The organism is Blautia sp. AF19-1, assembly GCF_003479155.1.
Lineage (GTDB): Bacteria > Bacillota > Clostridia > Lachnospirales > Lachnospiraceae > Fusicatenibacter > Fusicatenibacter saccharivorans.
Window position 1 is genome coordinate 187,975 of record NZ_QUGQ01000001.1, and the last position, 23,510, is coordinate 211,484.

At 49.8% G+C, this 23,510-nt stretch carries 22 protein-coding genes and 1 pseudogene; 2 read left to right on the forward strand and 21 right to left on the reverse strand.

Annotation, left to right across the window (positions count from 1 at the left end):
- Positions 1 to 12: 12 nt before the first annotated feature.
- The 5 genes from scfB to ftsH all read right to left on the reverse strand — a co-directional run bounded on the left by scfB (position 13) and on the right by ftsH (position 5,993).
- Complete coding sequence (scfB, locus tag DWX26_RS00800) at positions 13 to 1,371, reverse strand: thioether cross-link-forming SCIFF peptide maturase (RefSeq protein WP_117509255.1); 1,359 nt, start codon at positions 1,369 to 1,371, stop codon at positions 13 to 15.
- Positions 1,372 to 1,487: 116 nt separating this feature from the next.
- Positions 1,488 to 1,628 carry a six-cysteine ranthipeptide SCIFF gene (gene scfA, locus DWX26_RS00805; RefSeq protein WP_022461131.1) on the reverse strand — a complete coding sequence of 47 codons (141 nt, stop codon included), beginning with the start codon at positions 1,626 to 1,628 and terminating at the stop codon, positions 1,488 to 1,490.
- Positions 1,629 to 1,761: 133 nt separating this feature from the next.
- On the reverse strand, positions 1,762 to 2,154 hold the full coding sequence (locus DWX26_RS16675) for a TIGR04086 family membrane protein (RefSeq protein ID WP_022461130.1): 393 nt from the start codon (positions 2,152 to 2,154) through the stop codon (positions 1,762 to 1,764).
- A 61-nt stretch (positions 2,155 to 2,215) separates the two neighbouring features.
- Entirely contained in the window at positions 2,216 to 3,913 is a 1,698-nt protein-coding gene (locus tag DWX26_RS16680) for a hypothetical protein (protein ID WP_158568538.1), read from the reverse strand.
- 220 nt (positions 3,914 to 4,133) lie between these two features.
- On the reverse strand, positions 4,134 to 5,993 hold the full coding sequence (gene ftsH, locus DWX26_RS00815) for an ATP-dependent zinc metalloprotease FtsH (protein WP_117760802.1): 1,860 nt from the start codon (positions 5,991 to 5,993) through the stop codon (positions 4,134 to 4,136).
- A 257-nt stretch (positions 5,994 to 6,250) separates the two neighbouring features.
- Here ftsH and DWX26_RS00820 point away from each other — a divergent pair, with 257 nt between their 5' ends.
- Entirely contained in the window at positions 6,251 to 7,141 is an 891-nt protein-coding gene (locus DWX26_RS00820) for an RluA family pseudouridine synthase (protein ID WP_117760801.1), read from the forward strand.
- Positions 7,142 to 7,254: 113 nt separating this feature from the next.
- Here DWX26_RS00820 and DWX26_RS00825 read toward each other — a convergent pair whose 3' ends face one another.
- The 10 genes from DWX26_RS00825 to DWX26_RS00870 form a co-directional block, all read right to left on the reverse strand.
- A complete protein-coding gene (locus tag DWX26_RS00825) occupies positions 7,255 to 7,755 on the reverse strand; it encodes a heme-degrading domain-containing protein (protein WP_022461366.1) in 501 nt (166 codons plus the stop codon).
- Positions 7,756 to 7,946: 191 nt separating this feature from the next.
- Positions 7,947 to 8,741 (reverse strand): RnfABCDGE type electron transport complex subunit B, encoded by a 795-nt coding sequence (locus DWX26_RS00830; protein ID WP_117760799.1) that lies wholly within the window; start codon positions 8,739 to 8,741, stop codon positions 7,947 to 7,949.
- 13 nt (positions 8,742 to 8,754) lie between these two features.
- Positions 8,755 to 9,330: an electron transport complex subunit RsxA gene (gene rsxA / locus DWX26_RS00835; RefSeq protein WP_022461368.1), complete on the reverse strand. Its 576-nt coding sequence runs from the start codon at positions 9,328 to 9,330 to the stop codon at positions 8,755 to 8,757.
- The gene (rsxE, locus tag DWX26_RS00840) at positions 9,327 to 10,031 is read right to left on the reverse strand and encodes an electron transport complex subunit RsxE (RefSeq protein ID WP_022461369.1); all 705 of its coding nucleotides are present in this window, start codon (positions 10,029 to 10,031) and stop codon (positions 9,327 to 9,329) included. The genes rsxA and rsxE overlap by 4 nt, the downstream gene beginning before the upstream one ends.
- Complete coding sequence (locus tag DWX26_RS00845) at positions 10,028 to 10,666, reverse strand: FMN-binding protein (RefSeq protein WP_117760798.1); 639 nt, start codon at positions 10,664 to 10,666, stop codon at positions 10,028 to 10,030. The genes rsxE and DWX26_RS00845 overlap by 4 nt, the downstream gene beginning before the upstream one ends.
- On the reverse strand, positions 10,663 to 11,619 hold the full coding sequence (locus tag DWX26_RS00850) for an RnfABCDGE type electron transport complex subunit D (RefSeq protein WP_117509260.1): 957 nt from the start codon (positions 11,617 to 11,619) through the stop codon (positions 10,663 to 10,665). Before DWX26_RS00850 ends, DWX26_RS00845 begins: the two co-directional genes overlap by 4 nt.
- A gap of 13 nt (positions 11,620 to 11,632) precedes the next feature.
- The gene (rsxC, locus tag DWX26_RS00855; RefSeq protein WP_117760796.1) at positions 11,633 to 12,961 is read right to left on the reverse strand and encodes an electron transport complex subunit RsxC; all 1,329 of its coding nucleotides are present in this window, start codon (positions 12,959 to 12,961) and stop codon (positions 11,633 to 11,635) included.
- Between the two features lie 106 nt (positions 12,962 to 13,067).
- Positions 13,068 to 13,805 carry a tRNA pseudouridine(38-40) synthase TruA gene (gene truA, locus DWX26_RS00860; protein ID WP_117760794.1) on the reverse strand — a complete coding sequence of 246 codons (738 nt, stop codon included), beginning with the start codon at positions 13,803 to 13,805 and terminating at the stop codon, positions 13,068 to 13,070.
- A gap of 102 nt (positions 13,806 to 13,907) precedes the next feature.
- Complete coding sequence (locus tag DWX26_RS00865) at positions 13,908 to 15,350, reverse strand: ATP-binding protein (RefSeq protein ID WP_118600552.1); 1,443 nt, start codon at positions 15,348 to 15,350, stop codon at positions 13,908 to 13,910.
- Positions 15,351 to 15,437: 87 nt separating this feature from the next.
- On the reverse strand, positions 15,438 to 16,910 hold the full coding sequence (locus tag DWX26_RS00870; protein ID WP_117760790.1) for a vWA domain-containing protein: 1,473 nt from the start codon (positions 16,908 to 16,910) through the stop codon (positions 15,438 to 15,440).
- Positions 16,911 to 17,237: 327 nt separating this feature from the next.
- Between DWX26_RS00870 and DWX26_RS17450 the strand changes: the two genes are divergently transcribed.
- Positions 17,238 to 17,777: an FKBP-type peptidyl-prolyl cis-trans isomerase gene (locus tag DWX26_RS17450; protein ID WP_330418077.1), complete on the forward strand. Its 540-nt coding sequence runs from the start codon at positions 17,238 to 17,240 to the stop codon at positions 17,775 to 17,777.
- A 117-nt stretch (positions 17,778 to 17,894) separates the two neighbouring features.
- Here DWX26_RS17450 and DWX26_RS00880 read toward each other — a convergent pair whose 3' ends face one another.
- The 6 genes and pseudogenes from DWX26_RS00880 to DWX26_RS00905 form a co-directional block, all read right to left on the reverse strand.
- Positions 17,895 to 19,895, reverse strand: a complete 2,001-nt coding sequence (locus tag DWX26_RS00880; RefSeq protein ID WP_117760786.1) for an ABC transporter permease — start codon at positions 19,893 to 19,895, stop codon at positions 17,895 to 17,897.
- A pseudogene (locus DWX26_RS00885) lies at positions 19,888 to 20,654 on the reverse strand (ABC transporter ATP-binding protein). Before DWX26_RS00885 ends, DWX26_RS00880 begins: the two are co-directional and overlap by 8 nt.
- A 146-nt stretch (positions 20,655 to 20,800) precedes the next feature.
- Positions 20,801 to 21,820, reverse strand: coding sequence for a sensor histidine kinase (locus DWX26_RS00890; RefSeq protein ID WP_199607195.1), 1,020 nt, complete (start codon positions 21,818 to 21,820; stop codon positions 20,801 to 20,803).
- A gap of 24 nt (positions 21,821 to 21,844) precedes the next feature.
- Positions 21,845 to 22,516, reverse strand: coding sequence for a response regulator transcription factor (locus DWX26_RS00895; protein WP_022461380.1), 672 nt, complete (start codon positions 22,514 to 22,516; stop codon positions 21,845 to 21,847).
- A gap of 135 nt (positions 22,517 to 22,651) precedes the next feature.
- A complete protein-coding gene (locus DWX26_RS00900) occupies positions 22,652 to 23,173 on the reverse strand; it encodes a nitroreductase family protein (RefSeq protein ID WP_022461381.1) in 522 nt (173 codons plus the stop codon).
- A gap of 74 nt (positions 23,174 to 23,247) precedes the next feature.
- Positions 23,248 to 23,472, reverse strand: a complete 225-nt coding sequence (locus tag DWX26_RS00905; protein WP_117760782.1) for a DUF6472 family protein — start codon at positions 23,470 to 23,472, stop codon at positions 23,248 to 23,250.
- Positions 23,473 to 23,510 lie beyond the last annotated feature (38 nt).

Sequence of the window (23,510 nt, forward strand, 5' to 3'; positions counted from 1 at the left end):
TTCCTCTTTTCTTTAATCTTCGGCCAGAGCTGCCTTTATCATCAATGCACACTCGATCCGTTTCTGCTGCATCTTGCATCCGATCTCGTAAACATCGTTGATCTTACCTGTGAAATTGTAGGAGTTTGCCGCGCATCCGCCGCTGCAGTAGAACCGTGCAAAGCACTGGCTGCACTCCTTCTTGGAATAAACGTTGCATTTTTTGAATTCGTTGACAGTTTCTGTCTTTTTCACGCCTTCGTAAACATTTCCGAGGCAGAAATCTTCCTGTCCTACGAACTGGTGGCACGGATAGAAATCGCCCCACGGTGTTACCGCAAGGTACTCGGTTCCGGAACCGCAGCCGGAAAGACGTTTATAAACACATGGTCCGCCGGTCAGATCGATCATAAAGTGGAAGAAATTGAAGCCTCTTCCCTCTTTTTCTCTCTTGATCATCTCTCTTGCCAGAATGTCGTACTGTTCGAAGATCACCGGAAGGTCTTCCTCACGGATCGCATAGTCCTCGGTCGGAGGCGCTACAACAGGCTCAACCGAGATCTGCTTGAAGCCGAGGTCTGCCAGATGGAGAACATCAGCTGCAAAGTCTGTGTTGTAATGCGTGAAGGTTCCGCGCACATAGTATTTATCCTGATGACGAAGCTCAGCGAATTTTTGGAATTTCGGCACGATCAGATCGTAGCTTCCGGCACCTTTGCGGAACGGACGCATGTGATCGTGAACTTCTTTTCTTCCGTCGATACTTAATACGACGTTGCCCATCTCTTTATTGCAGAACTCCATGACCTCGTCGTTTAAGAGAACACCGTTGGTGGTCAGGGTGAAACGGAAGTTCTTGTTATGTAACTTCTCCTGTTCTCTTCCGTAGGCTACGAGCTGTTTTACAACATCCCAGTTCATCAGCGGTTCACCGCCGAAGAAATCTACCTCGAGGTTTCTTCTGCTGCCGGAGTTTGCGATCAGGAAATCAAGCGCTTTTTTGCCGACTTCCAGGGACATCAGTGCACGTCTTCCGTGATACTCGCCCTCTTCTGCGAAGCAGTAACGACAGGCAAGGTTGCAGTCGTGTGCAATGTGGAGGCAGAGTGCTTTTACGACGGTCGGACGGTTGGAAAACTGATCAATTGCGTTTTCGTAAATGTCTTTTGTAAAGAGCATGCCGTTATCTGTAAGTTCCTGAATTTCTTCTCTGGCTTCGGTGATGTCCTGCTCGGCATATTTACTGCTAAGCGCCTCTGCTGCCTCTTCTGCATTTTTTCCTTCGTTCATGCAGGAAAGGACATCGTATACGCAGTCATCCACAACATGGACGGAGCCGCTGTTGACGTCCAGCACCATGTTGAAGCCATTGCTTTTATATAAATGTATCACTGTGGTATTCCTTTCTATAACTCTCTCTTTTTTTGATGTGCCTGGCAAAAAGAATGTTCCCAAATCCGGCGAAACCGGTTCTGGGAACACCTTTTACTCGTCCTTATGGATTACTTTTACTTATGCTCGCAGCTCTGGTTGCCTACGGTGCAAGAAGTCTTACATGCGGACTGGCAGGATGTCTGGCACTCACCGCATCCACCTTTTTTTACAGTGTTCTGTAAGCTTTTTGTATTTAAAGTTTTGATGTGTTTCATGGCACATTCCTCCTTCATTGTAGTTGACGCGCGACTTTTTTATAGTCTTCGGCCATTAGCTCTTCCCATTATAGCATAGGTTTTTCAAATTTAAAAGTCTGTTTTTTGAAAAAATGTTCTGTTTTGTCCGCTTTTATCTGCCGTGTGCCGTCATTCCGCCTGCCATTCCGCCGACGGCACAGACTGCTGCCGCCCACAGAAGTCTTCCGGCTCCGGCAAATCCGCCCGGCAGGAAGACTGCGGAGACGATGATCAGAATGGCAAAATACACGATTCCAAAGCAGATGCCCCAGAGAAACCGCCGTTTTCCCGCCATGTTTCCTGCCATTCTTCCGCCGGAAAAGCTTGATGCCAGATAGATCACCACAATGCCCGCCTGCACCCAGCTTTCCTTCCAGGAAAATTTCCAGAGCAGGAAAGACAACAGCAAAAGAAGAAGCACCGAGATCAGATAGGAAACGAGAAGAGCCTTCAGCCAGCCGATCCCGCTGCCCGCACCCACCGCCCATGTTTTCTTTTCTTCCATAAGAAAAAGCCCTCCCATACTGTAAATGTATGGAATGGCTTTTCCGGATATGCCTGTTTCTTTATTCTTCGTCAAACGGATGATTCTTTTTGAATTCCAGCCATGCGGCCATGCTCTTTGCGCGTTTTGCCTGCATCTGAAGGAATGCCATGCAGAACATAACGGCTGCAGAAAGTGCGGAGCTGATCGCCAGCGGAAGCACCATCGTCTCATCGCCGGTGTTGACCGGGATGCTGCGGATGCTTACAGTGGTCTGTGTCTTCTTCTGCGGAATCTTTGTGCTTCCGGTATTGGAATTGGAAGAGCTGTTGTTACTGCTGCTCTTCGACGGTGTGGCTGTCGGAGTCGGAGTGGATGTCTTATTCGTTCCGTAGTTGTCCGGTCCTACAAGGATCGTTCCTGCGGCACGCAGCGTACTTACGTCATCGGCTGCACTTGCTGTCATTTCACCTGCACTCAGGTTGGATTTCTGCTCTGCAGCTGCAAGCAGTTCATGCTCGCCTTCGTCCGCCGTCTCAGCTTCTGCTGTTTCCGTCTGCTCCTCTGATACAAGGCTTCTGGACAGACTTACTGCCACCGGCTGGATCAAAAGAGAGACATTGGAGATCAGATAGCCGTCTTCTGTGCTGTCCGTACCGGATGGATTGGAAATTTCATCGAAATTTTTTACGGTTTCGTTTTCTTTCTGAATTTCATCTTTTACAAGGTCATCCAGATTTTCATCCTGTTTCCACTGGTCCGATGATGCATCATTTCCCGTTCCGTTCTGGTTATCCTGGTTTGTATCGTCCTGGTTTGTATCATCTGCTGCAAGATCGTCTTTTGCTGTATCATCCGGGGCAGGTGTCACGGTTGGATCTTCTGCCGGAGTTTCCGGATTCTCCGGATTTTCACTGTCATCGGTATTCTCGCCCGGTGCTGTCGTCGGAGTTACTTCCGGCGTTACGGTCGGTTCCGCATCCGGTGTCGGCGCTGCCGTTGGTGTATCCCCTGTATCTTCTCCGTTGTCCGCATCCGGTGTCGGAGTTGCCGTTGGTTCCTCCGCCGGCGTTACGGTCGGCTCTGCGTCCGGCGTTTCCGTCGGTTCTGCGTCCGGGGTCACCGTTGGTTCTGCGGTCGGCTCTGCATCCGGCGTTTCCGTCGGACCCGGAGTTGGTGTTACGGTATCTTCTGCCGCATCCGGTGCCGGAGACTCGCCTGGCGCAAGCGTTGGTGTTTCCGAAACCGTTTCTTTTGCTTTTTCTGCTGCCAGAACAGCCTCATATCCGGCTTCTGTCACCACGATTTCATCTGCCGCAAAAACGGTATCTGTTACTCTTCCCCAGAAGTCTGTTTTCTGCTGTTTCTTTCGATACGTTTCCAGCTCTTTTTCATCCATTCCGACGAATACCAGATATTTTTCTGCTGCTTCCTCCGCTGCCGTTTTGCTGGTATCTGCAGCAGTGTTTTTTTCGGTTGTTTTCCCGTCCGCCTGCAGTTCTGCCGCTGCAACTGCAAGAAGCTCCTGTGCTTTTTCCACGGTTTTTACTGCTGTCTCTGCCGTTGTACCGTCTGCCGTATCATCGCCGGTTTTCAGATTCACATAAACGGCTGCCCGTTTTGTCTCTGTACCGTTCTCCGTTCCGGAGACAGTTTCGTTCTGTACTACGCTTTTTTCCGTTCCTGCCGATGCGCTGGCACGGAGCGGAACTGCATCGGAAAATACCAGTGTGCCCGCAAGGACAGCACCCATCACTTTCCATGCCTGTTTTTTCTTCATTGCGTTTCTCCTTATGTTCTCTTGGTCTATCCTAAAAAAATCTGTCTTTTTGTGTCATAATTTCGCATTACAGCATTATAGCACAAGAAAGAATCCCGCGCAAGGCTGAAGTCGCCTTGAAACGCGGGATTCGTGAATCACTTTCTTACGCAGTGAAACAGCAAGTGTTTCACTGCTGGGTGAACAGTAACGCGGGATTCTCATCTGCTTTTATCGCTTTTTAGTTTGTTTCCATTCTCGTTGTCGTGAGCTGATCCGGGGATAAATTCAGGATTTCCATAAACTCATCACCTGTGATCGTCTCTTTCTCATACAGATATTTTGCCAGCTCGTGGAGTTTCGGCATGTTATCTTTTAAGAGCTGCTCTGCTTTGTCGTACTGTTTTCTGACTGCTGCAACAACCTTCTCATCAATCTGTGCTGCTGTCGATTCGGAGCATGCCAGGGAAGTGTCACCGCCGAGGTACTGGTTCGTTACCGTCTCAAATGCAACCATACCAAATTCCTCGTTCATACCGAAGCGGGTGATCATGGATCTTGCCACCTTCGTTGCCTGCTCGATATCGTTCGAAGCACCTGTCGTGATGGAATGGAACACCAGATCCTCTGCCACACGGCCGCCGGTCAGCGTTGCAATTTTATTTTCCAGCTCTTCGCGGCTCATCAGGTTGTGCTCATCTTCATCCACCTGCATCGTATAGCCGAGGGCGCCGGACGTACGCGGGATAATGGTGATCTTCGTAACCGGAGCGGAATGGCTCTGCAGTGCTGCGACGAGTGCATGGCCGACCTCGTGGTAGGAAACGATCAGTTTCTCTTTGTCGGTCATGATCTTATTCTTCTTCTGGTATCCGGCGATGACAACCTCAACGCTCTCCTCCAGATCCGCCTGGGTGACGAATTTTCTTCCATCACGGACGGCACGGAGTGCTGCCTCGTTGATCATATTGGCAAGTTCTGCACCAGAAGCACCGGATGCCATACGTGCGATCGCATTGTAATCGACATTGTCGCCCACGCGGATGTTTTTCGCATGGACTTTCAGGATTTCCTCACGGCCTTTTAAGTCAGGCAGTTCAACCGGCACACGGCGGTCGAAACGGCCCGGACGAAGAAGTGCCGGGTCCAGGGAATCCGGACGGTTCGTCGCTGCCAGAATGACAACGCCTTTCTTTCCATCGAATCCATCCATCTCGGCAAGCAGCTGGTTCAGGGTCTGCTCACGCTCGTCGTTTCCGGAGAATCCGCCGCCGTCACGTTTTTTGCCGACGGTATCGATCTCATCGATAAAGACGATACACGGTGCTTTCTCATTTGCCTGCTGGAACAGGTCACGCACCTTCGCAGCTCCCATGCCGACGAACATCTCGACAAACTCAGAACCGGAAATGGAGAAGAACGGAACATTTGCCTCTCCGGCTACTGCCTTTGCAAGCAGCGTTTTACCGGTTCCTGGAGGGCCGACAAGCAGTGCTCCTTTCGGCATTTTTGCACCAATTTCTTCATATTTTTTGGGATTATGCAGGAAGTCAACAATCTCCTGTAAAATTTCTTTTGCCTCATCCTCTCCGGCAACATCTGCAAATTTAATGCCGGTTTCGGACTGTACATAAACCTTGGCGTTGCTCTTTCCAAAGCTCATCGCATTTCCCATGCCGCCCATCATCTTGCTCGTCATGCGTTTCATCAGCCACTGTCCGAGCGCAACCATCACAACGATCGGTATTACCCATGTTAAAAGAAATTCCATGAGTGGCGACATCTGCTCTATGATCGGCGTTCCGAATTCGGTAATACCTGCCTCATATAAACGATCTACCAGCTTGTAATCATTCATCATACCCGTCTTATAATAATTCGCCGGGCTTGATTTGTCGCTGAAAATAATCTCATTTGACTGGATCTGGACTTCGCTGATTTCGTTGTTATCTACCATCTGCAAAAATTTTCCGTAATCAACTTCTGTTACTTTGGGCTCGAGAAGTCTCGGGAAAAGCAGAAGATTTAACAGCAGAATGACGATCAGCGCAATTACATAATAAAAAATTATGGGTTTTTTCGGTTTTTGCACCTGCTTCATCTGTATCCCCTCCTGTTTCTTGATTTTCTTTCTTTTTTAGTAGCATAAACTTTTCTTTCGCTAAAATCAATCAAATTCTGACATTTCATGAAACTTTTATACTTTTTTATATTTTCGCTATAGAAAAGTAAGTTTCTTGCTTTTCCATCTGTTTTCGGCTATACTTGCGAAAGACTGGGAAAGTCTCTTTTTGAAATTTTGCCCCGAAATGACGGGGTTCATTCGATAAAAAAGCTATAGAAACGGAGGTTTTGTGTATGGGACACAGGTTTACATATGTGGTTTCGCCGGAGGAGGAACGGGAAAATCTGACTGTGGAATGGTTTCTCCGCCGGCATGGATATTCGCGCCATATTATTACGGGCTTAAAACGCACAGAGGACGGCATTTTCCGAAACGGCGTCCGCGCCTGGACGAGCCAGGCCGTGCACGCCGGGGATGTGATCGAAACGCACCTTGTCGAAACAGAACCCTCCGACGGAATTCTGCCGCGGCCGGTTCCGTTTTCGGTTGTGTATGAGGATGACGACATCCTCGTTGTGGATAAACCCGCTGATACGCCGATTCATCCGTCGATTGGAAATTATGAAAATACGCTGGCAAACGGCATTGCATGGTATTTTGAACAGAAAGGTGAACCCTTCGTCTACCGCTGCATCAACCGCCTCGACCGCGACACCACCGGCCTTATCGTACTCGCCAAGCACGCCTTAAGCGCCGCCGTCCTCTCCCAGGCCATGCGCTCCCGCGAAATCCACCGCACGTATCAGGCCTTCGCCCTCGGCGAAACCGCTGCATCCGGCACCATCGACGCCCCGATCGCCCGCCTCGACGGCTCCCTCATCCAGCGCACCGTCGACTTTGCCTCCGGCGAGCGCTCCGTAACCCATTACCGCACCCTCGCGCACTGCTCCGTTTTCTCCCACCTCGAACTCAACCTCGAAACCGGCCGCACCCACCAGATCCGCGTCCACATGGCTTACATCGGCCATCCGCTGCTCGGCGATACCCTCTACAACAAAACTCCCGGCACTTTCCCCCGCCAGGCACTTCACTCTGCATCGCTCTCCTTCGTCCATCCGATCACCGGAGAACCCTTAAACTTCCACGCACCACTGCCGGAAGATATGCAAAACCTGCTGACATAAACCAACCCCCGTGAGTTGCCGCTCACGGGGGTTTTGTTGTCCCTGATGGAACTGTCATGTCTTTTTGCCGGTGACATTGTATCATACACAAAATTTAGTTTCAATCATCATTTTCATACAGTTCTGATTCTTGGTACTTCATCGATATGCAAATATTTGCTGATGCATTTCACAATCACATCATGATCCGAAACCTGTCCCATGCCGGACACTGCTACGGTCGCCACAACGCCGACTTCTTCCACGCAGATCGGAAAACCTCCGCCCAGCATTGCGTATTCCTTCGGGTCCAGTACCATCTGTTTTACGCTCTCCGGCGCATTCGTCGCTGCCATGTAGAGCTGCAGCGAACTCCGCTCCGTCAGAAGCACCGAATTGCTCTTCCGTCTCATCAGCTCCACATTGTGCGGCGTAATGCCGTTATCACAATACTGGAATACAACTTCCCCGTTGCTTCTGCGGATCATGATGCCAACCTGTGCTCCGCGCCGTCTTGCCTCCATCAGGATCATCGTTCCCAGTTCCCATGCGTCTGCATTTGTAAAATGCGTAAACTGCAGAATATCCTCCTGCATATCGAGCACTTTCATCAGTTCATCCATTGTCATTGTCATACTTTTGCCCCGTCCTTTCTGCCATTTTATATTTTTTTAGCTTTTTGCCCATCGTTTTCTGACTTTCAGTTTATCATTTTCCCAAATTCAAGTCAAGCCAGCCACCACCGGCATTGGCTAACACGATATCACCGAAAAGCAAAAATTCCACGCCGCAGAAGTTCCCTCCCACAGCATGGAATTTCTCATTTTTATTTTTCTACCATAATACACTTCCGCGGGCAGTTCTCCGCGCAGAGGCCGCAGCCCGTACATTTTGCCGGGTCGATCTCCGCGCGCTGATCCACAACGTGAATTGCATCCGACGGGCAGTTCTTCTCGCACTTCTTACATCCGATACAGCCGATCTCACACGCTGCCATCACCGCCTTGCCCTTCTCGGTTGAGCGGCATTTCACCGTGATCTTCTGCTCATACGGAATCAGGTCGATCAGATTTCTCGGACAGGCCCTCACGCAGGCACCGCATGCCTTGCACGCTTCGCCGTCCACAACGGCAATGCCGTTTTCAATATGGATCGCATCAAACTTACATGCCTTCACGCAGTTTCCAAAACCAAGACATCCGTTTCCGCAGCTCTTCGGACCGCCGCCCGGTACAAAAACGGCGTAGGAGCAGTCCCTTGCACCCGTGTATTCATACTTGTTCTTTGCCACGTCACACGTACCGGCGCACCGTACCACTGCTTTTCTGCGCTCCTGTGCTCCGGCTTCCTGTCCCATAATGGCACCGATCGCTGCCGCAACCGGCGAACCGCCGACCGGACAGACCGAAATCGGGGCTTCACCCTTTACCACTGCAGCCGCCGCTCCGTCACAGCCCGGGTAACCGCAGCCGCCGCAGTTGTTGCCCGGCAGCGCTTCACGGACCTTCGTCTCGCGCTCGTCCACTTCCACATAAAACTTCTTTCCGGCAATTCCAAGGAGAATACCAATCAAAAGGCCGGTTCCACCCACCATCAGGGTGGCTGCTAAAATACCATTCATCTCTTCATCCCTCCTAGATCATTCCGGAAAATCCCATAAATGCCATTGACATCAGCATAGCCGTAAGAAGAACGATCGGCATTCCTTTGAATGACTCCGGGATATCGTTGTACTCCATCTTTTCCCGCAGGCCGGCCATCAGCACCATGGCAATCGTAAAGCCGATTGCGGTTGCCAGACCGTAAACCGTACCCTGCAGAATCGTGTAATCCTTCTGTACGTTGATGAGTGCCACACCGAGTACCGCGCAGTTTGTTGTAATCAGCGGAAGGTAAACGCCGAGCGCTCGATACAGAGACGGAATCGTCTTTTTCAGGAACATCTCAACGAGCTGTACCAGCGCCGCGATGACAAGAATGAAAACGATCGTTTTCAGATAATCAAGTTCTGCCGGTGCCAGGATAAATTTGTAAATCAGACTTGTCACAAATGAAGAAATCGTGAGGACAAAAATAACCGCTCCGCCCATGCCGGCCGCCGTATCCATCTTTTTGGAAACACCGAGGAAAGCACAGATGCCGAGGAACTGGCTTAAGACAACGTTGTTCACCAGCGCCGCACCGATCGCAATTAAAATCAGTTCTTTCATTTCGCTTCCTCCTTTCCTTTCACAGCCTGGCAGTATGCCTTATTGGCGCATGCCATACAGCCGGTCTCTTCTGCCGGGACTGCCGGTTTTCCGGTTTTCTCTGACTTCTGGCGTTTGATGCGGTTCTGCACCGCAACGAGCATTGCCAGCACAAGGAATGCACCCGGCGCCATGATGAAGATGTTGACCGGCTCGTAAGCACTCGGCATTACCTGGATACCGAACAGGGTTCCGGCTCCGATCAGCTCACGAAACATACCGATCAGGGTCAGGCCGACGGTAAATCCAAGGCCCATGCCGATACCATCAAATAAAGACGGGATCGGACCATGTTTTCCAGCATATGCCTCGGCGCGTCCCAGGATGATACAGTTTACAACGATCAGCGGGATGTAGATGCCAAGGGCGGAATAGAGTGCCGGAATAAAACCTTCCATCAAAAATTCCACGATGGTTACAAACGATGCCACAACAACGATGTATGCTGGCATACGCACGCCGTCCGGGATGATTTTCCGAAGCAGGGAAATCATCAGGTTGGAGGCGGTCAGGATGACCATCGTCGCAAGGCCCATGCCGATACCGTTCTTTGCAGAAGTGGTAACCGCAAGCGTCGGACACATACCCAGCATCATGACGAAGGTCGGGTTTTCTTTTATGATACCATTATAAAGCCGTTCCAGCGGCGTATCTTTTCTCATGAGTTCCCTCCCTCTCCGGAAAGCAGACCGGATTCACTGCAGTAGTTAAAACAGCAGATTCCTGCATTGACACCGTTTGTTACAGCGTTCGTTGTCAGAGTTGCTCCGCTCAGCGCATCGATTTCATCATCCGCGGATGCGCCGGATTTTGTGTAGGAGAATGCTTCTACGTTTTTATCCTTGAACTGATTCTTGAAATCGTCTGTGTCGGCACGCATACCAAGGCCGGCCGTCTCGGAAAGTGACAGGAAAGAGATTCCTTTTGTCGTTCCGTCCGATGCAATTCCCATCGAGAACTGCATGCCGCCGCCATAGCCTTCGGTTGTGGAGATGATCTCAACCAGGCCGATCGTCGCGCCGGATGCGTCTTTTGCAAGCAGCAGTTCGTCAATCGTCTGTGCTTCAAAACCGTGGCCGATCAGTGCTGCCGTAAGCTCTGCCTGTTGTGCATCGCTCATTGTTACTTCTTCAAAGGAAGCTGCCTCCGGGAATACGTTCTGACAGGATTCCTGTTTTTCTTTCTCCTGCTGTTTCTGGATCGGCTCCAGGGTTACCTGATGTGCCGCCCCGAGAAGCAATCCGGCAATCAGCGTGATCGCCGCAAGAATCAGTGCGTTTTTTATGATTTTGTTCATGCTTTTTTCTTGCCTCCTCTTCCGAATCCAACCGGCACGGTCACGCGCTCAATAAGCGGAACCAGAAGGTTGGTAAAGATGATGGCATAGGAAACGCCCTCTGCCGAATTTCCAAAGATACGGAATACACCGGTCAGAAGTCCTAAAATGACCGCGTAGATATACTGTCCCTTCTTTGTGATCGGACGGGTAACGTAATCGGTTGCCATGAACCATGCGCCGAGCATCAGACCACCGCCAAAAAGATGCGCGCCAAGGAAGTTGATATCAAAACCGTGGCCGCCGAAAATCAGGGCAAATAAAAGCTCTGTTCCGATGTAGATGAGCGGAATATTGAGGTCAATCACATGAATGCAGACAAGGAAAATGCCGCCAATCAGAAGGGCCAGTGCGGAAGTCTCACCGATCGTTCCGGCCGTATTCCCAAGGAACATGGACAGCAGATTCACCTGCTCTCCTGCTTTTGCTGCGGCAAGCGGTGTCGCACCGGATACGGTATCCACAAGATGTGCGGCTGCCGGGGCAGCGAAGTTGGTCATATGACCCGGGAAGGAAATCAAAAGGAAGCATCTTCCTGCAAGCGCCGGGTTCATAATGTTCTGGCCAAGACCGCCGAAAAGCTGTTTTACGACGAGAATTGCAAACACACCGCCGATCACCGGCATCCAAAGAGGTGCCTGCACCGGCATGTTCATGGCCAGCAGAAGGCCGGTTACCAGTGCACTGCCGTCGGCAATCGTCACCGGTTTCTTCATTCCTTTTTCATACAGATATTCCGTCAGGGGACAGACTGCCATCGAAATCGCAATCAAAAGCAGTGCCCGAAGGCCGAAATTCCAGACTCCCACGCAGGCTGCCGGGGCAAGGGCAAGCAGGACGGCAAACATGATTTTGTCTGTCGTCACCTTGGACCGCGCGTGTGGGGAAGATGATACGTGTAATAATCCATTCATATGTAAGATCCCCCTATTTCTTCTTTCTCTTTGCCAGAAGCACTTTACGCATTGAGCTGATTTCCTGCGTCAGCGGACGTCTTGCCGGGCAGATAAAGGAACAACAGCCACATTCACAGCACTCCATTCCGCCGTATTTCAGGAACTTCTCTTCCTCTCCGTGCTCCGCAAAAACGGAAAGGCGGGCCGGAAGAATCTGACCCGGACAGACGGAAACGCAGCGTCCGCAGTTGATGCAGGCAGATGGTGCCAGCGCAGATACTTCATCCTCGGTGAGGCAGGTCAGTGCAGATGTTGTCTTGGTTACAGGAACCTCCATTGTAAACAGGGCTTTTCCCATCATCGGACCGCCGCAGATGATCTTGGATGCCTCGTTTTTCAGACCACCTGCCTGCTCTAAAAGTTCGGATAAGAGCATGCCGACCGGCACTTCAAAGTTGCACGGATTCTGTACGGCATCTCCTGTCACGGTAACGATACGGCTCATCAGCGGTTCGCCGAAGCGGACTGCCTGGTAAATAGCGGTTACGGTGTCGATGTTGTCCACGATACAGCCCGCGTCCGCCGGCAGCATGGAGGAATTTACCTTTCGTCCCGTTGCTGCATAGATCAGCATACGCTCGGCACCCTGCGGGTATTTCGTTTTAAGCTCCAGAACCTCAATGTTATCCTCCGGAAGCACCAGCTCACGGAACTTCGCGATACAGTCCGGTTTGTTGTCCTCAATGCAGATGATTCCCTTTGCTTTCGGGAACATATGCAGCATGATTTTTAAGCCTCCGATCACCTTTTCCGGCTCCTCGAGCATTCTGCGATAGTCGCTCGTCAGATACGGCTCACACTCTGCTCCATTGACGAGAATGTGGTCGATCGCTGACGGATCTTTCGGGGATACTTTGACGTGTGTCGGGAAGCCTGCACCTCCCATTCCCACGATTCCGGCCTCTTTGATCTTGTTCCGAATCGTATCTGCGTCGAGTTTTTCCCAGTGCGGGCACTCCTCAAATGTTTCTTTTTCATACAACCCGTCGTTCTCCACAACGATACAGTCTACCGGGGAACCGGCTGCGGAAACTTTTTTCTCAATTCCTTTTACCGTGCCGGAAACCGATGCGTAAACAGGAGCCGAAACAAACCCTCCCGCTTCTGCGATTTTCTGTCCCGCTTTTACATGATCGCCTTTTTGTACGATCGGCACAGCAGGCGCTCCGATGTGCTGTGACACTGCGTAATACAATAAGTTGCCCGGCTGCGCTTTGACAATCGGTTTGTCCTTGGAGAGCTCTTTTCCCTCGTACGGGTGAACGCCGCCATGAAAAGTATTTCTTTTCTTCTGAAACATGCTTTTCACCTCATCCTTTCTCTTTTCTATGCTGCATTTATCAATTCACAGCCTTTTTTCGGTTTTTTATACAAAAAAGGCTGGTGCATTGCCCTGATTATTTCGGTTATTCATATCGGACTTCTTTTAACAGGAGTCCGCATGCCGGTGCAAGAAAACCCGCACTTTCGCGATTTTTTGCTTTGAGAAGCTCCGTCATTGATGCGATATCCCGTTTTCCCATCCCGGCCTCCACAAGTGTTCCGGTCAGGATCCGCACCATGTGGTACAGAAAACCGGTTCCGGTATAGGAAATGATAAGAATCCCGTCTTTCTCGCAGAAATCAATTCCGGTAATCGTCCGTACTGTCGATTTTTTCATACGTTTGTTGGCACAGAAGCTCCTGAAATCATACGTTCCGATAAACGCTTTCGATGCTTCTTTCATTTTTTCCACATCGAGCGGTGCTTCCGGAAAATACACGTATTTCCGCTCGAAAACATGCTTTCTGCCATCGATCACGATACGGTATTCGTATGTTTTGTCCACCGCATTCAGACGGCTGTGGAAGCGCTCCGGCATCCGCGCGAGGCTGGTGACTTCGATGTCTTCCGGCAGATAATGGTTGATTGTCTGCAGAAGTTCTTCATCGGATAGATCCGTATGGAACTTTGCATTTGCGACCTGTCCCGCCGCATGGACGCCGGCATCGGTTCTGCCCGCGCCGTGGATCTCCACCGGCTCTCCTGCGATCCTGGACAACAGCGTTTCGAGCTTGCCCTGAATCGTGTTGTCCGTATTTCCCTGCTTCTGCCAGCCGTTATAGCGCGTGCCATCGTACTGCAGGATCATTTTATAATTCATCTTTTTCTTCCTTCCTCTGTCCTGTTCTTCCTCTTCCTTTCAAATCATTTTTCTCCAGAAATGGGCTTTTCAGAACCATTTTCTTCTTTCCAAAGTGGCAGCTTATCCTTCGGCATCCATGCTTTTCTCAATCAAAAAGCTTCGCAGCGCAGGACTTCGCGCCAGATTTGCTTCAAACAGCACCACTTCTGCTCCGCCCGGAAAGCTGTTCTGTAAAAATTCAGCGGCACGGCGGATCTGCAGTTTCACATCCTTTACTTCCTTCTCCACTTTTTCCTGTTCCAGTTCACATACCGTTTCAAAAAGCTCTTTCATCTGATCTGAATCGGTTTTGCGACATTTTTTAGCGGTCTCCTCGAGTTTTTTTAACTTTTTCAAGACCCGCGCATTCGTTTCTTCCTCGCCCTTTTTCAGCAGTCCCTGCTGTTTGCACACTGCAAATCCCTGCTCTTTCTGTTGTAGCCAGGATGCGTATGTCTCATCTTTTTTCTGCCTGCAAAGCCCGATAAACTGGCGAAAGCACTCGGAGAGCTCCTTTGCCGTGTGCTCCTGCTTCTGGCAGCCGGATGCCTCTTTCTGAAGTGCCGCATGAAACAGAGACAGCAGTACAGATCGCTCTTCTGCGGAACCATTTGCCGCCATCTTCTGTTTTTCTGCCATGATTTTTCCGGAAAATGCACCGGTCAGAATCTCCTCTACACCGTAATCCTGTCCATATTTTTCGTAAATCCTGTAGTATGAGCTGAATTCCTCCGCCGTCTTTTCTTCCTGCAAATATTGTCCGATCAGTGCTTCGTCGACCGGAAAATGCAGGATTTCATAACTTTTCAGCACTGCCGACAAATCCTCCCAGCCGCGTGCTGTCACAAAACGCTTCTCATCCGCTTCATGCGAAACAGAATAAAAATGGTCACTGTGTGCCATAAGGTACGTTGTCACGGCGCTGTGGATCTGATTTTTCTCTGCATAGGAAAGCCACACGGAAAGCTCGGGAAGCACCTCGATCTTCCGCACACGGTCAAGCGTTGCCACATCAAATTCCCGCACAGATTTATTATATTCCGGCGGATTTCCGGCGGCCACGATCAGCCAGTCATCCGGGATGTGCTGATTGCCGAATTTTTTGTCCTGCAAAAGCTGCAGCATTACCGGAGCGAGGGTCTCGGAGACGCAGTTAATTTCATCGAGAAAGAGGATACCCCGCTTCTTTCCGGTCTGCTCCATGCAGTCATAGATCGAGGCGATGATCTCGCTCATCGTGTATTCCGTTGTATGTACCATTTTCCCTTCGATTCCACGTGTGCAGATCTCCGGAAGGCCCATGGCACTCTGACGCGTATGGTGTGTCATCGTGTAGGCGACAAGCCCCACACCGCACTCTTCTGCGATCTGCTCCATAATTGCCGTTTTTCCGATGCCCGGCGGGCCGATCAGGAGAATGGGACGCTGCTGCCGGAGCGGAACCAGCGGAAAACCAATTTCATCTCTTGCAAAGTATGCGCGCAGGGCTTTTTCAATTGTCTCTTTTGCTTCTTGTATGTTCATATGATCTCTCTTATCTTATGCACTCTTTATGTACTCTCGAAATCTTTCTGTGTTTGATTTTGCGAGATGCTTTTTTGTCAGTTTTGTTCAAAGAGTACATTCTTCTGTCAGCAGTTTTTTTGCCCATTTTGGGACAAGATTCATTTTTTCGGTCTGTCTGACAAAGACGAATGCCGTCTCGTAATCGGGCTTTTGTTCGGGATAAATTCCGTCTCCGTCGGTAAAATAGATCAACGCTTTTAAGTTTCGGAATACATGCTGTTTCCGCAACTCTTCCACTTTCTGAAAGACAGGACGGAAATCGGTTCCGCCTCGGCCCTTGATGATAATTGTTTCACGGTAAGCTTCCCATTCTTTCGGTGAATGGATCATCGTGACATCCTGCACGAAGCTGTCGCACTGGATCAGGCAGACGTTCCATCGGGAAAAGAAGTTTTCTTTTTCTTCAAGAATGCTGCGCGTCTCACCAAGGAACTTTGCTACAATTTCTTTTTTGCACGAACCGGATGTGTCGATCGCGATAACCAGCTCTTCGAGACGGTTTCCCTCGCGCGTCTCCGGCGGCTCGATGAAAGGGAAATTTCCGTAATACATAAGCCCATAATGGTAAGCGACTGGATCGAAGCTGTCGAGATCCAGCTCCATTTCCTCGCGGGTAACGGTAAAGCGTTTCAGGAAGCGGCGGTAATCGTACGCTCTTTTTTCGATCCCGGACAGGGTTTCTTTTTTTCCACCACGGTTCTGGCCTCGCAGCAGGCCGCCGGTGCCGTAGTTTTCCGCCAACTTGCGGGAAGCACGTTTCCAGACTGATTGAAAAGACTCGATAAGTTCCGGTTCTTTTCCCGGCACCAGCCATGAAACCGGAGACTGTTTTTCTTTTTCCGGCATCAGCCATGAAACCGGGGGCTGTTCTTTTTTTTCCGGCTCCGGTGTTTCTTTCCCAAACCGGCGGATGCATTCCAGCAGCAGGTGCTGATAGCCTTCCTTGAGGAACGATGAATTTTCGGCACACATGCAGAGTACAAAATCGGAGTTAAAATATATCGTATGACCGTCGGATGTGATGGCTTTTGTCCTGTCGGATGGCTGATGCTGAAAGAAAAGAATCGCTTCACCAAGTTCCGGGTACAACCAGCAGAGGTTTTTGCGGGCTTCTTCGAAAAGCCGGAGCGCCAGCGCTTCTTTTTCTTTTGTGGGCTTTTCTTTTTGAAACGCAGCTTCTGTTTTTCTGCTTTCCGTATTCTCCTGCATCGGATCCTGTGAGCTCCGGTTCAGGAGAATACGGAAAGCCTGCCATTTCTGCTGGTCGGCAGCAAGGTTGAGAAAACGTTTTCGGTCTGCATCGGACAGCCATCCGGTCTGCAGAATACGTTCCAGCTTTGAAAAATCATCCTCACGAATCAGCATTTCGACAGCGGGACGAATGCGTTTCCGCAGGTATGCAGTATATGCGGCTCGCTGTTCTTCCGGAAGATCCTGCGATTCACAAAAGCTGGAAAGTGCAGCCCGGAGGCGCTGCTGTTCGGATGTCGTCGTTCTGAAACTACTCCAGTCATCCATTTTATTCACTCCCTTACTCGCCGCGTTTTCTCACTTGCACTCAATCTTACGCTGCCGCGTAAGCGGCATTCGTCGTTCGTCAATTGAAAATAAATTTTCATTTGACTCACTTGCACTCAATCTTACGCTGCCGCGTAAGCAACATTCGTCGTTCGTCAACTGAAAATAAATTTTCATTTGACTCACTTGCACTCATTATATCGTCATTTTTGAGCATTGACAATGTTGGATCGTGTTATTTTTTTCACACTTTTACCATATTTTTATGATATACTTGATATTATAAAATACGATTGCAGTCGTAAAAGTGCAAAGGAGATCCTTTTTATGAACAAAGAAAACAGAAAAGCTGCCAAGGAACGGCGTGCCAAAGAGCGGGAGCACGAAGCGAAAGTAGCGCATTACAAAAAGATCTGGAGCTGGGCCGGACCGGCTCTGATTGTCGTTGTGATCGTCGGCCTTATTATTGCCAGCGTACTCGATTCCAAACGACTCTCTACCAAAAGTGCCTCGGAGGATACCTCCACAGCCTCATCGACCGCATCCGCCTCATCAGCCTCCACTTCGGCTTCTGCCTCTTTGCAGACCGACACTTCCCTTACCATCGAGGACGGTGATACCGTCAATATCGACTATGTCGGCTCCATTGACGGCGTGGAATTTGAAGGTGGAAACACAAAAGGAAACGGCGCTGATCTTGTGATCGGTTCTCATACTTACATCGATGACTTTGAAGAACAGCTCATCGGTCATCACCCGGGCGACAGCGTAGATGTAACCGTCACTTTCCCGGAAGACTATGGAAAAGACGAACTCAACGGAAAAGAAGCTCTTTTCAAAGTTACCGTCAACGGCATTTATAAATAGAACAGCAAAAAAGACATCCTCCACAGATTTTCCGTCTGCGCCGGATGTCTTTTTCTCATCGTTTTTTGTTAAGTTTTTTTCAAAGCCGCGCTGATGTTTTGAAAAAAGTACATCTTTTTATTCCACAATTTTGTAATACGCCCGCGCCGTCAGCACATAGACGATCAGGTAAACCACGGCAAACGCCGCAATCGTAATCGCTGTTGCAGCCAGGAACAGATTGCTGTCCGGGAAATTCAGCATTGCCATGATACGCCTGGTCAATGGAAACGCTACCATTGTATGCACCACGGCCACCGCGAGCGGCAGGAAAAAGACCGTTACCACCTGTGACTGAATCGTCTGACGGATTTCTTTGCGGCTCATGCCGACCTTCTGCATAATCTGGAACCGTTTTCGGTCATCGAAGCCTTCTGAAACCTGCTTGTAATAGATAATCATAACGGCACCCATCAAAAATAGCGCACCGACGAAAACACCTAAAAACAGAAGTGAACCATACAGACTGTAAACCGTATTGCGCTCTTTTTCGCGCACTTCCACCCATCCGTTAAAAGATGACTCCGTCAGTATCGTCTCAATCTCATCTCCAACTGTGATCTGTTCGCCAGCATCCCCGATAAGATCCAGAGCATATTCCCAACTGTATCCTTCTGGCTCCTTTCCCTGCACAGCTGCATACGCTTCCTTTGCTTCCTTATTCCGCGTCACCACCGTCATTGTCTCATACACCTGCGTCTTCTCATCCAGAATGTACGATTTCTTATCGGTATTCCATTTTTTTACTTCATACGTCTGATTTCCCAGTTCAATCGTGTCATATCCATAATTTTTCTGTTTTGCCTGAAAAACCAGAGCCTGCCCTGGTTCCAGCTCTACCTGTTCGCCGGTTACCTGATTGTACTCCGACTCTTCCATGATTTTTATCAGTGTGCTCGCCGCAGCATCATCTGACTGTGTTTTTTCTACTTTGTTTCTATCTACAGCAGCAAGCATAACATAGTATCTCTGATCACTTTCATACTTTTTTCTGAGCTGCTTTTCTTCCAGATGCTGATCAATCCCAGTTTTCACTTCCTCTATCATCTTCTGACTGACCGGTTTCACCGTCTTCATAATGCCGCTCACGCCAGTATTTGCTTCGATCGAAATCTGATGTGGAAACCGCGTATAGGTAACCTCCTCAATTCCCGTCCACAAACATGTGCTGATGGAGATAACCAGAAGCACACCCGTTGACAGAATACAGATATTCGCAAGACCGACCGCATTTTGCTTCATGCGGTACAGCATACCTGAAATGCTTGTAAAATGGCGTGTCTGGTAATAATAATTCTTGTTTTTCTTCAGAATTTTCAAAAATGCAATACTTCCAGCAGAAAACAGGCAGTACGTTCCCACCATAACCAAAGCGATTGCATTAAAAAACTTATCAAGTGCGTCCATCGAGGATTGGCAGGTCAGAGCCAGATAATAACCAACACCAAGCAGCATGAATCCAAGAACCGCCGTCAAAAGCTTCGTTTTCGGTTCCCGCTCACCCTGCGCGCCGCCGTGCAGCAGTTCGACCGGCTGTGAGACGTGGATCTGGCGAAGGCTTAAGAGAAAATTGATCACAAAAGTCAGGCCGAACAGCAGCATCGTACTTCCCACGGCTTTTGCGCTGAACGCAAAACCAATTGTTCCGTTCAGTCCGGTCAGCTTCATCAGCACCAGAAACAGCAGGCGGTACAGCAACACACCGAGCAGAATACCGATTCCAAGCGATGCCGCCCACAGATACAGACTCTCAAAAAAGAGGATCTTCGCCAGATGCTTTTTCTCCATGCCGAGAATCTGGAACAGACCGAACTCTTTTTTTCTTCTTTTTGCCAGAAAACTGTTGCTGTAAATCAGAAAAATCACCGCGAACAGGCCAATGATATAGGTTCCCATCCCCATCACTGTCAGGATCGTATCTTTTCCGATCATGGAATCAAAGCCACTTCCCTGCGCCAGTGTATCCATGATAAAAAACATCACCACCGTGCCGATGCATGACAGCAGATACGGAAGAATATTCTGACGGTTTTTGCTCAAATTTGTTTTTGCCAGTCTGGCATACAGCAGATTATTCATCCCGTTCACCACCCGTCGCAAGAATTGTCAGCGTATCGGAGATCTTCTGATACATCTCATCGCGCCCTAAAGAACCGCGATACAGCTGGTGGAAGACCTCGCCATCCTTGATGAACAGCACACGCTTCGCCGAGCAGGCCGCCTTCACACTGTGCGTTACCATAACAATCGTCTGGCCCTCCTCGTTGATCTCCCCGAACAGTTTCATGAGGCCATCCGCTGCATGGGAATCGAGCGCGCCGGAAGGCTCATCCGCAAGAACCAGCTCCGGATTGGTAATCAGCGCACGCGCAACGGCTGCACGCTGCTTCTGTCCGCCGGACACCTCATATGGGTATTTATTGAGGATCTGGGTGATGCCGAGTTTTTTCGCAATCGGCTCTGCCCGAAGACTCATCTCCTCGTATTTTTTCCTTCCAGCACGAGCGGCAAATAAATGTTGTCACGCAGGGAAAAGGTATCGAGCAGGTTGAAGTCCTGGAACACGAAACCTAAATTTTCGCGGCGGAATCCGGCAATCTCCTTCTCCTTTAATTCGCCGAGATTCTTTCCATTTAACCGCACCTGTCCGCCGGTTGGCTTGTCGAGTGCTGCGAGCAGGTTCAGAAGCGTCGTTTTTCCGCTTCCCGATTCGCCCATGATTGCAACAAATTCGCCCCGTTCCACTGTAAAATTAACGTCTTTCAACGCTTCCACCCGGTTGCTGCCAAGGCGCGTGGTATATGTTTTTTTCAGATGTTCTACTTCCAGAATTGCCATGTCACATTTTCCTTTCTGTCTGAACTGTTTTCTTAATTGACAAGGCTTATTATACCCGTCCGCGCCCTCTTCTGCCTTAGGATCATCTTACAAAAAGACCGGCAACCTTACATTTCTGTAAGATTCCCGGCGAAGCTCTCTATGTACTACAGGGATACGGTATCCAGCCCAAGATACACCTTCGTTCCCACTCCCATCTCCGACTCGATGCGGATGGTATGCGAAAGTTTCTCCATGATCTGGCGGCACAGATACAGTCCGATGCCCGTTGACCGCTTGTCTGCGCGGCCGTTGCAGCCCGTGTAGCCTTTTTCGAAAATCCGCGGCAGATCCTCCGGCGCAATGCCGATGCCGGTGTCCTCAATCACCAGCGTTTTTGGTGCATCCGGTGACAGATAGATGTGAATGCTTCCACTTTTCGTGTATTTCAGCGCATTTGACAGAATCTGCTCCAGCACAAAGACGAGCCATTTTTCATCTGTCAGCACCTCGCAGTGCACCGGCTCGTAGGAAAGGATAATCTTCCGGCGGATAAAAAGCGGAGCATATTTCCGCACAGCCTGGCGGATCAGCGCATCCAAATCGTACCTTGCAAAGACAAGATCCGATGTCATTTTTTCCATGCGCAGGTACTGCAGCGCCATCTGCACATACTGCTCCGTCTGGAAAAGTTCGCTCTGCATTTCACGCGAAAACGGCGTATCCTCCTCCTGCAGAAGCAGCCGCATCGCCGCAATCGGCGTTTTGATCTGATGGGTCCACATCGTGTAATACTCCATCATATCGCGGTATTTCTGCTCCATCTTAATCTGTTCTTCCTGAAACTGCCGCTCATAGGATGCGATGATCTGCTGGTAATCCCGCGCCAGAAGCCCGTCCGCCTCCGGAAGCGCTTCTGTTTTGCCCTGCGGTTCGGCGGCAAGGAGTGCTAAGACCAGATGATGTTTCCGGTACTTCCCATAATGAAAGCAAAAACCTGTGGCTCCGACAGCAGCCATCAGCACGATCATATAAACGGTGACATCCTGCGGCACATTGCGCAGAAAACAGAGGAGTGAAAATACTCCTATAAAAGCGGCAATCCGCACGGCCGATGCAAGATGCTCTTTCAAATACCAGTTAAGAAGCATAAACTCCTGCCGGATTCCCTCTTTCTGTTGTTCCATCCTCTTTCTCCTGTTCTGCTTCCGTCATGCGATCAGGTAGCCGACACCCTTTTTCGTCTGGATAAAGTCTGTAAGTCCTGCCTCCTCCAGTTTTTTCCGCAAGCGCGTGACGTTGACGGTCAACGTGTTGTCATCTATAAAGCTGTCCGACTCCCACAGATGCATCATCAGCATATCGCGGCTGACGGCTTTTCCTTTATTTTCGAGAAGGGACTGCAGAATGCGCCACTCATTTTTTGTCAGCTCAATTCGCTTTCCCCGGTAATTCAGCACACCACTTCCCGTATCGAGCATGGCACCGCGGTGCTCGAGGAAATTCGTTTCTCCGGCAAATTCGTAGGTGCGACGGAGCATCGCCTGGACTTTGGCGGTCAGGACACTTAAATCAAACGGCTTCGCGATAAAGTCATCGCCGCCCATATTAACGGCCATAATGATGTTCATGTTGTCCGATGCAGAAGAAAGAAAAATTACCGGCACTTTAGAGACCTTTCGAATCTCCTGGCACCAGTGAAATCCGTTAAAAAAGGGAAGATGAATGTCCATCAGCACTAATTGCGGATTTTTCACGGCAAATTCGGCGAGAACGCCGGAAAAATCCTGTACGCAGAACGCATCCATGCCCCAGGAAACCAGGCTCTGCTGCACGGCGCGGGCGATGACTTCATCATCTTCTACAATCATAATTCGATACATGGCTGTTCCTCTGTTGTCTCTAGCAAAGCGGATATTCACAATCCGCTTCGCTACTTGCTTGATTCGGTTAAAAATATGGACTCCGGGCGGGTGTTTTCAACGCACAGCCGCTCCCAGAGCCGTTTTCGCAGATGATTATACTCTTACAATATAATCTGCTTTTCTTTCTTTTGCCTCCGGGTACTCACAGTCGCGATAGCCGAGGATGCAGTGGCCGATGCCAACATAATTTTCGGAAAGTCCCCACTCTTTTAAGAGGGCTTTTCCCTCCGGGCTCGCGAACTCTTCTTTTGCACGATGGATCCAGCAGGAATCCACACCAACGGCATGTGCTGCCAGCATCAGATTTCCCATGACAAGAGAGCCGTCCTCCACATAAGTTCCGCGCTCCGGGTCAGCAAGCACGATCAGAACGGTCGGAGCGCCGTAGAACGGATCGGATGTTGTACCCATAACAGCCGCATTCATTTTCGAAAGCTTTGCAATCAGCTCCGGTTTCTGTACCACAACAATCACCGGCGACTGTTTTCCCATGCCGGTTGCCGCATACGTTCCGGCCTCCAGAATTGCATCGAGCTGCTCATCGGTAATCTGCTCCGCTTTGTATTTGCGGATGCTTCTTCTTGTTTTGATTGCATTTAATACTTCATTGTTCATGGTAAAAATCCTCCTGTTCTTTTTCTATTTTTATCGCAAACGCCGCAGCCTTGTATACCGGACGCATTGCCTGCCTACATCTGTTTCCGCACAATTCGATACTCATCGCCGAGCTGGTAGTACGGACAGTCGTAAAATTTATCCTGCAGAAAACGTGCCATCTCATCCTCATCGAGATCGACCTCGCAGGTGTAGCACTCATACTCCTCATCATACACAAAATTGCCGCACGACTCACAGCTTGTGGCCATCTGGCGGGAGTGCTTTTTCTTTTGTGTGTGGGGTGTTGGTTCTATCATATGGCAATTCCTCCCATTTCTTACACTTCGCTTTTCCG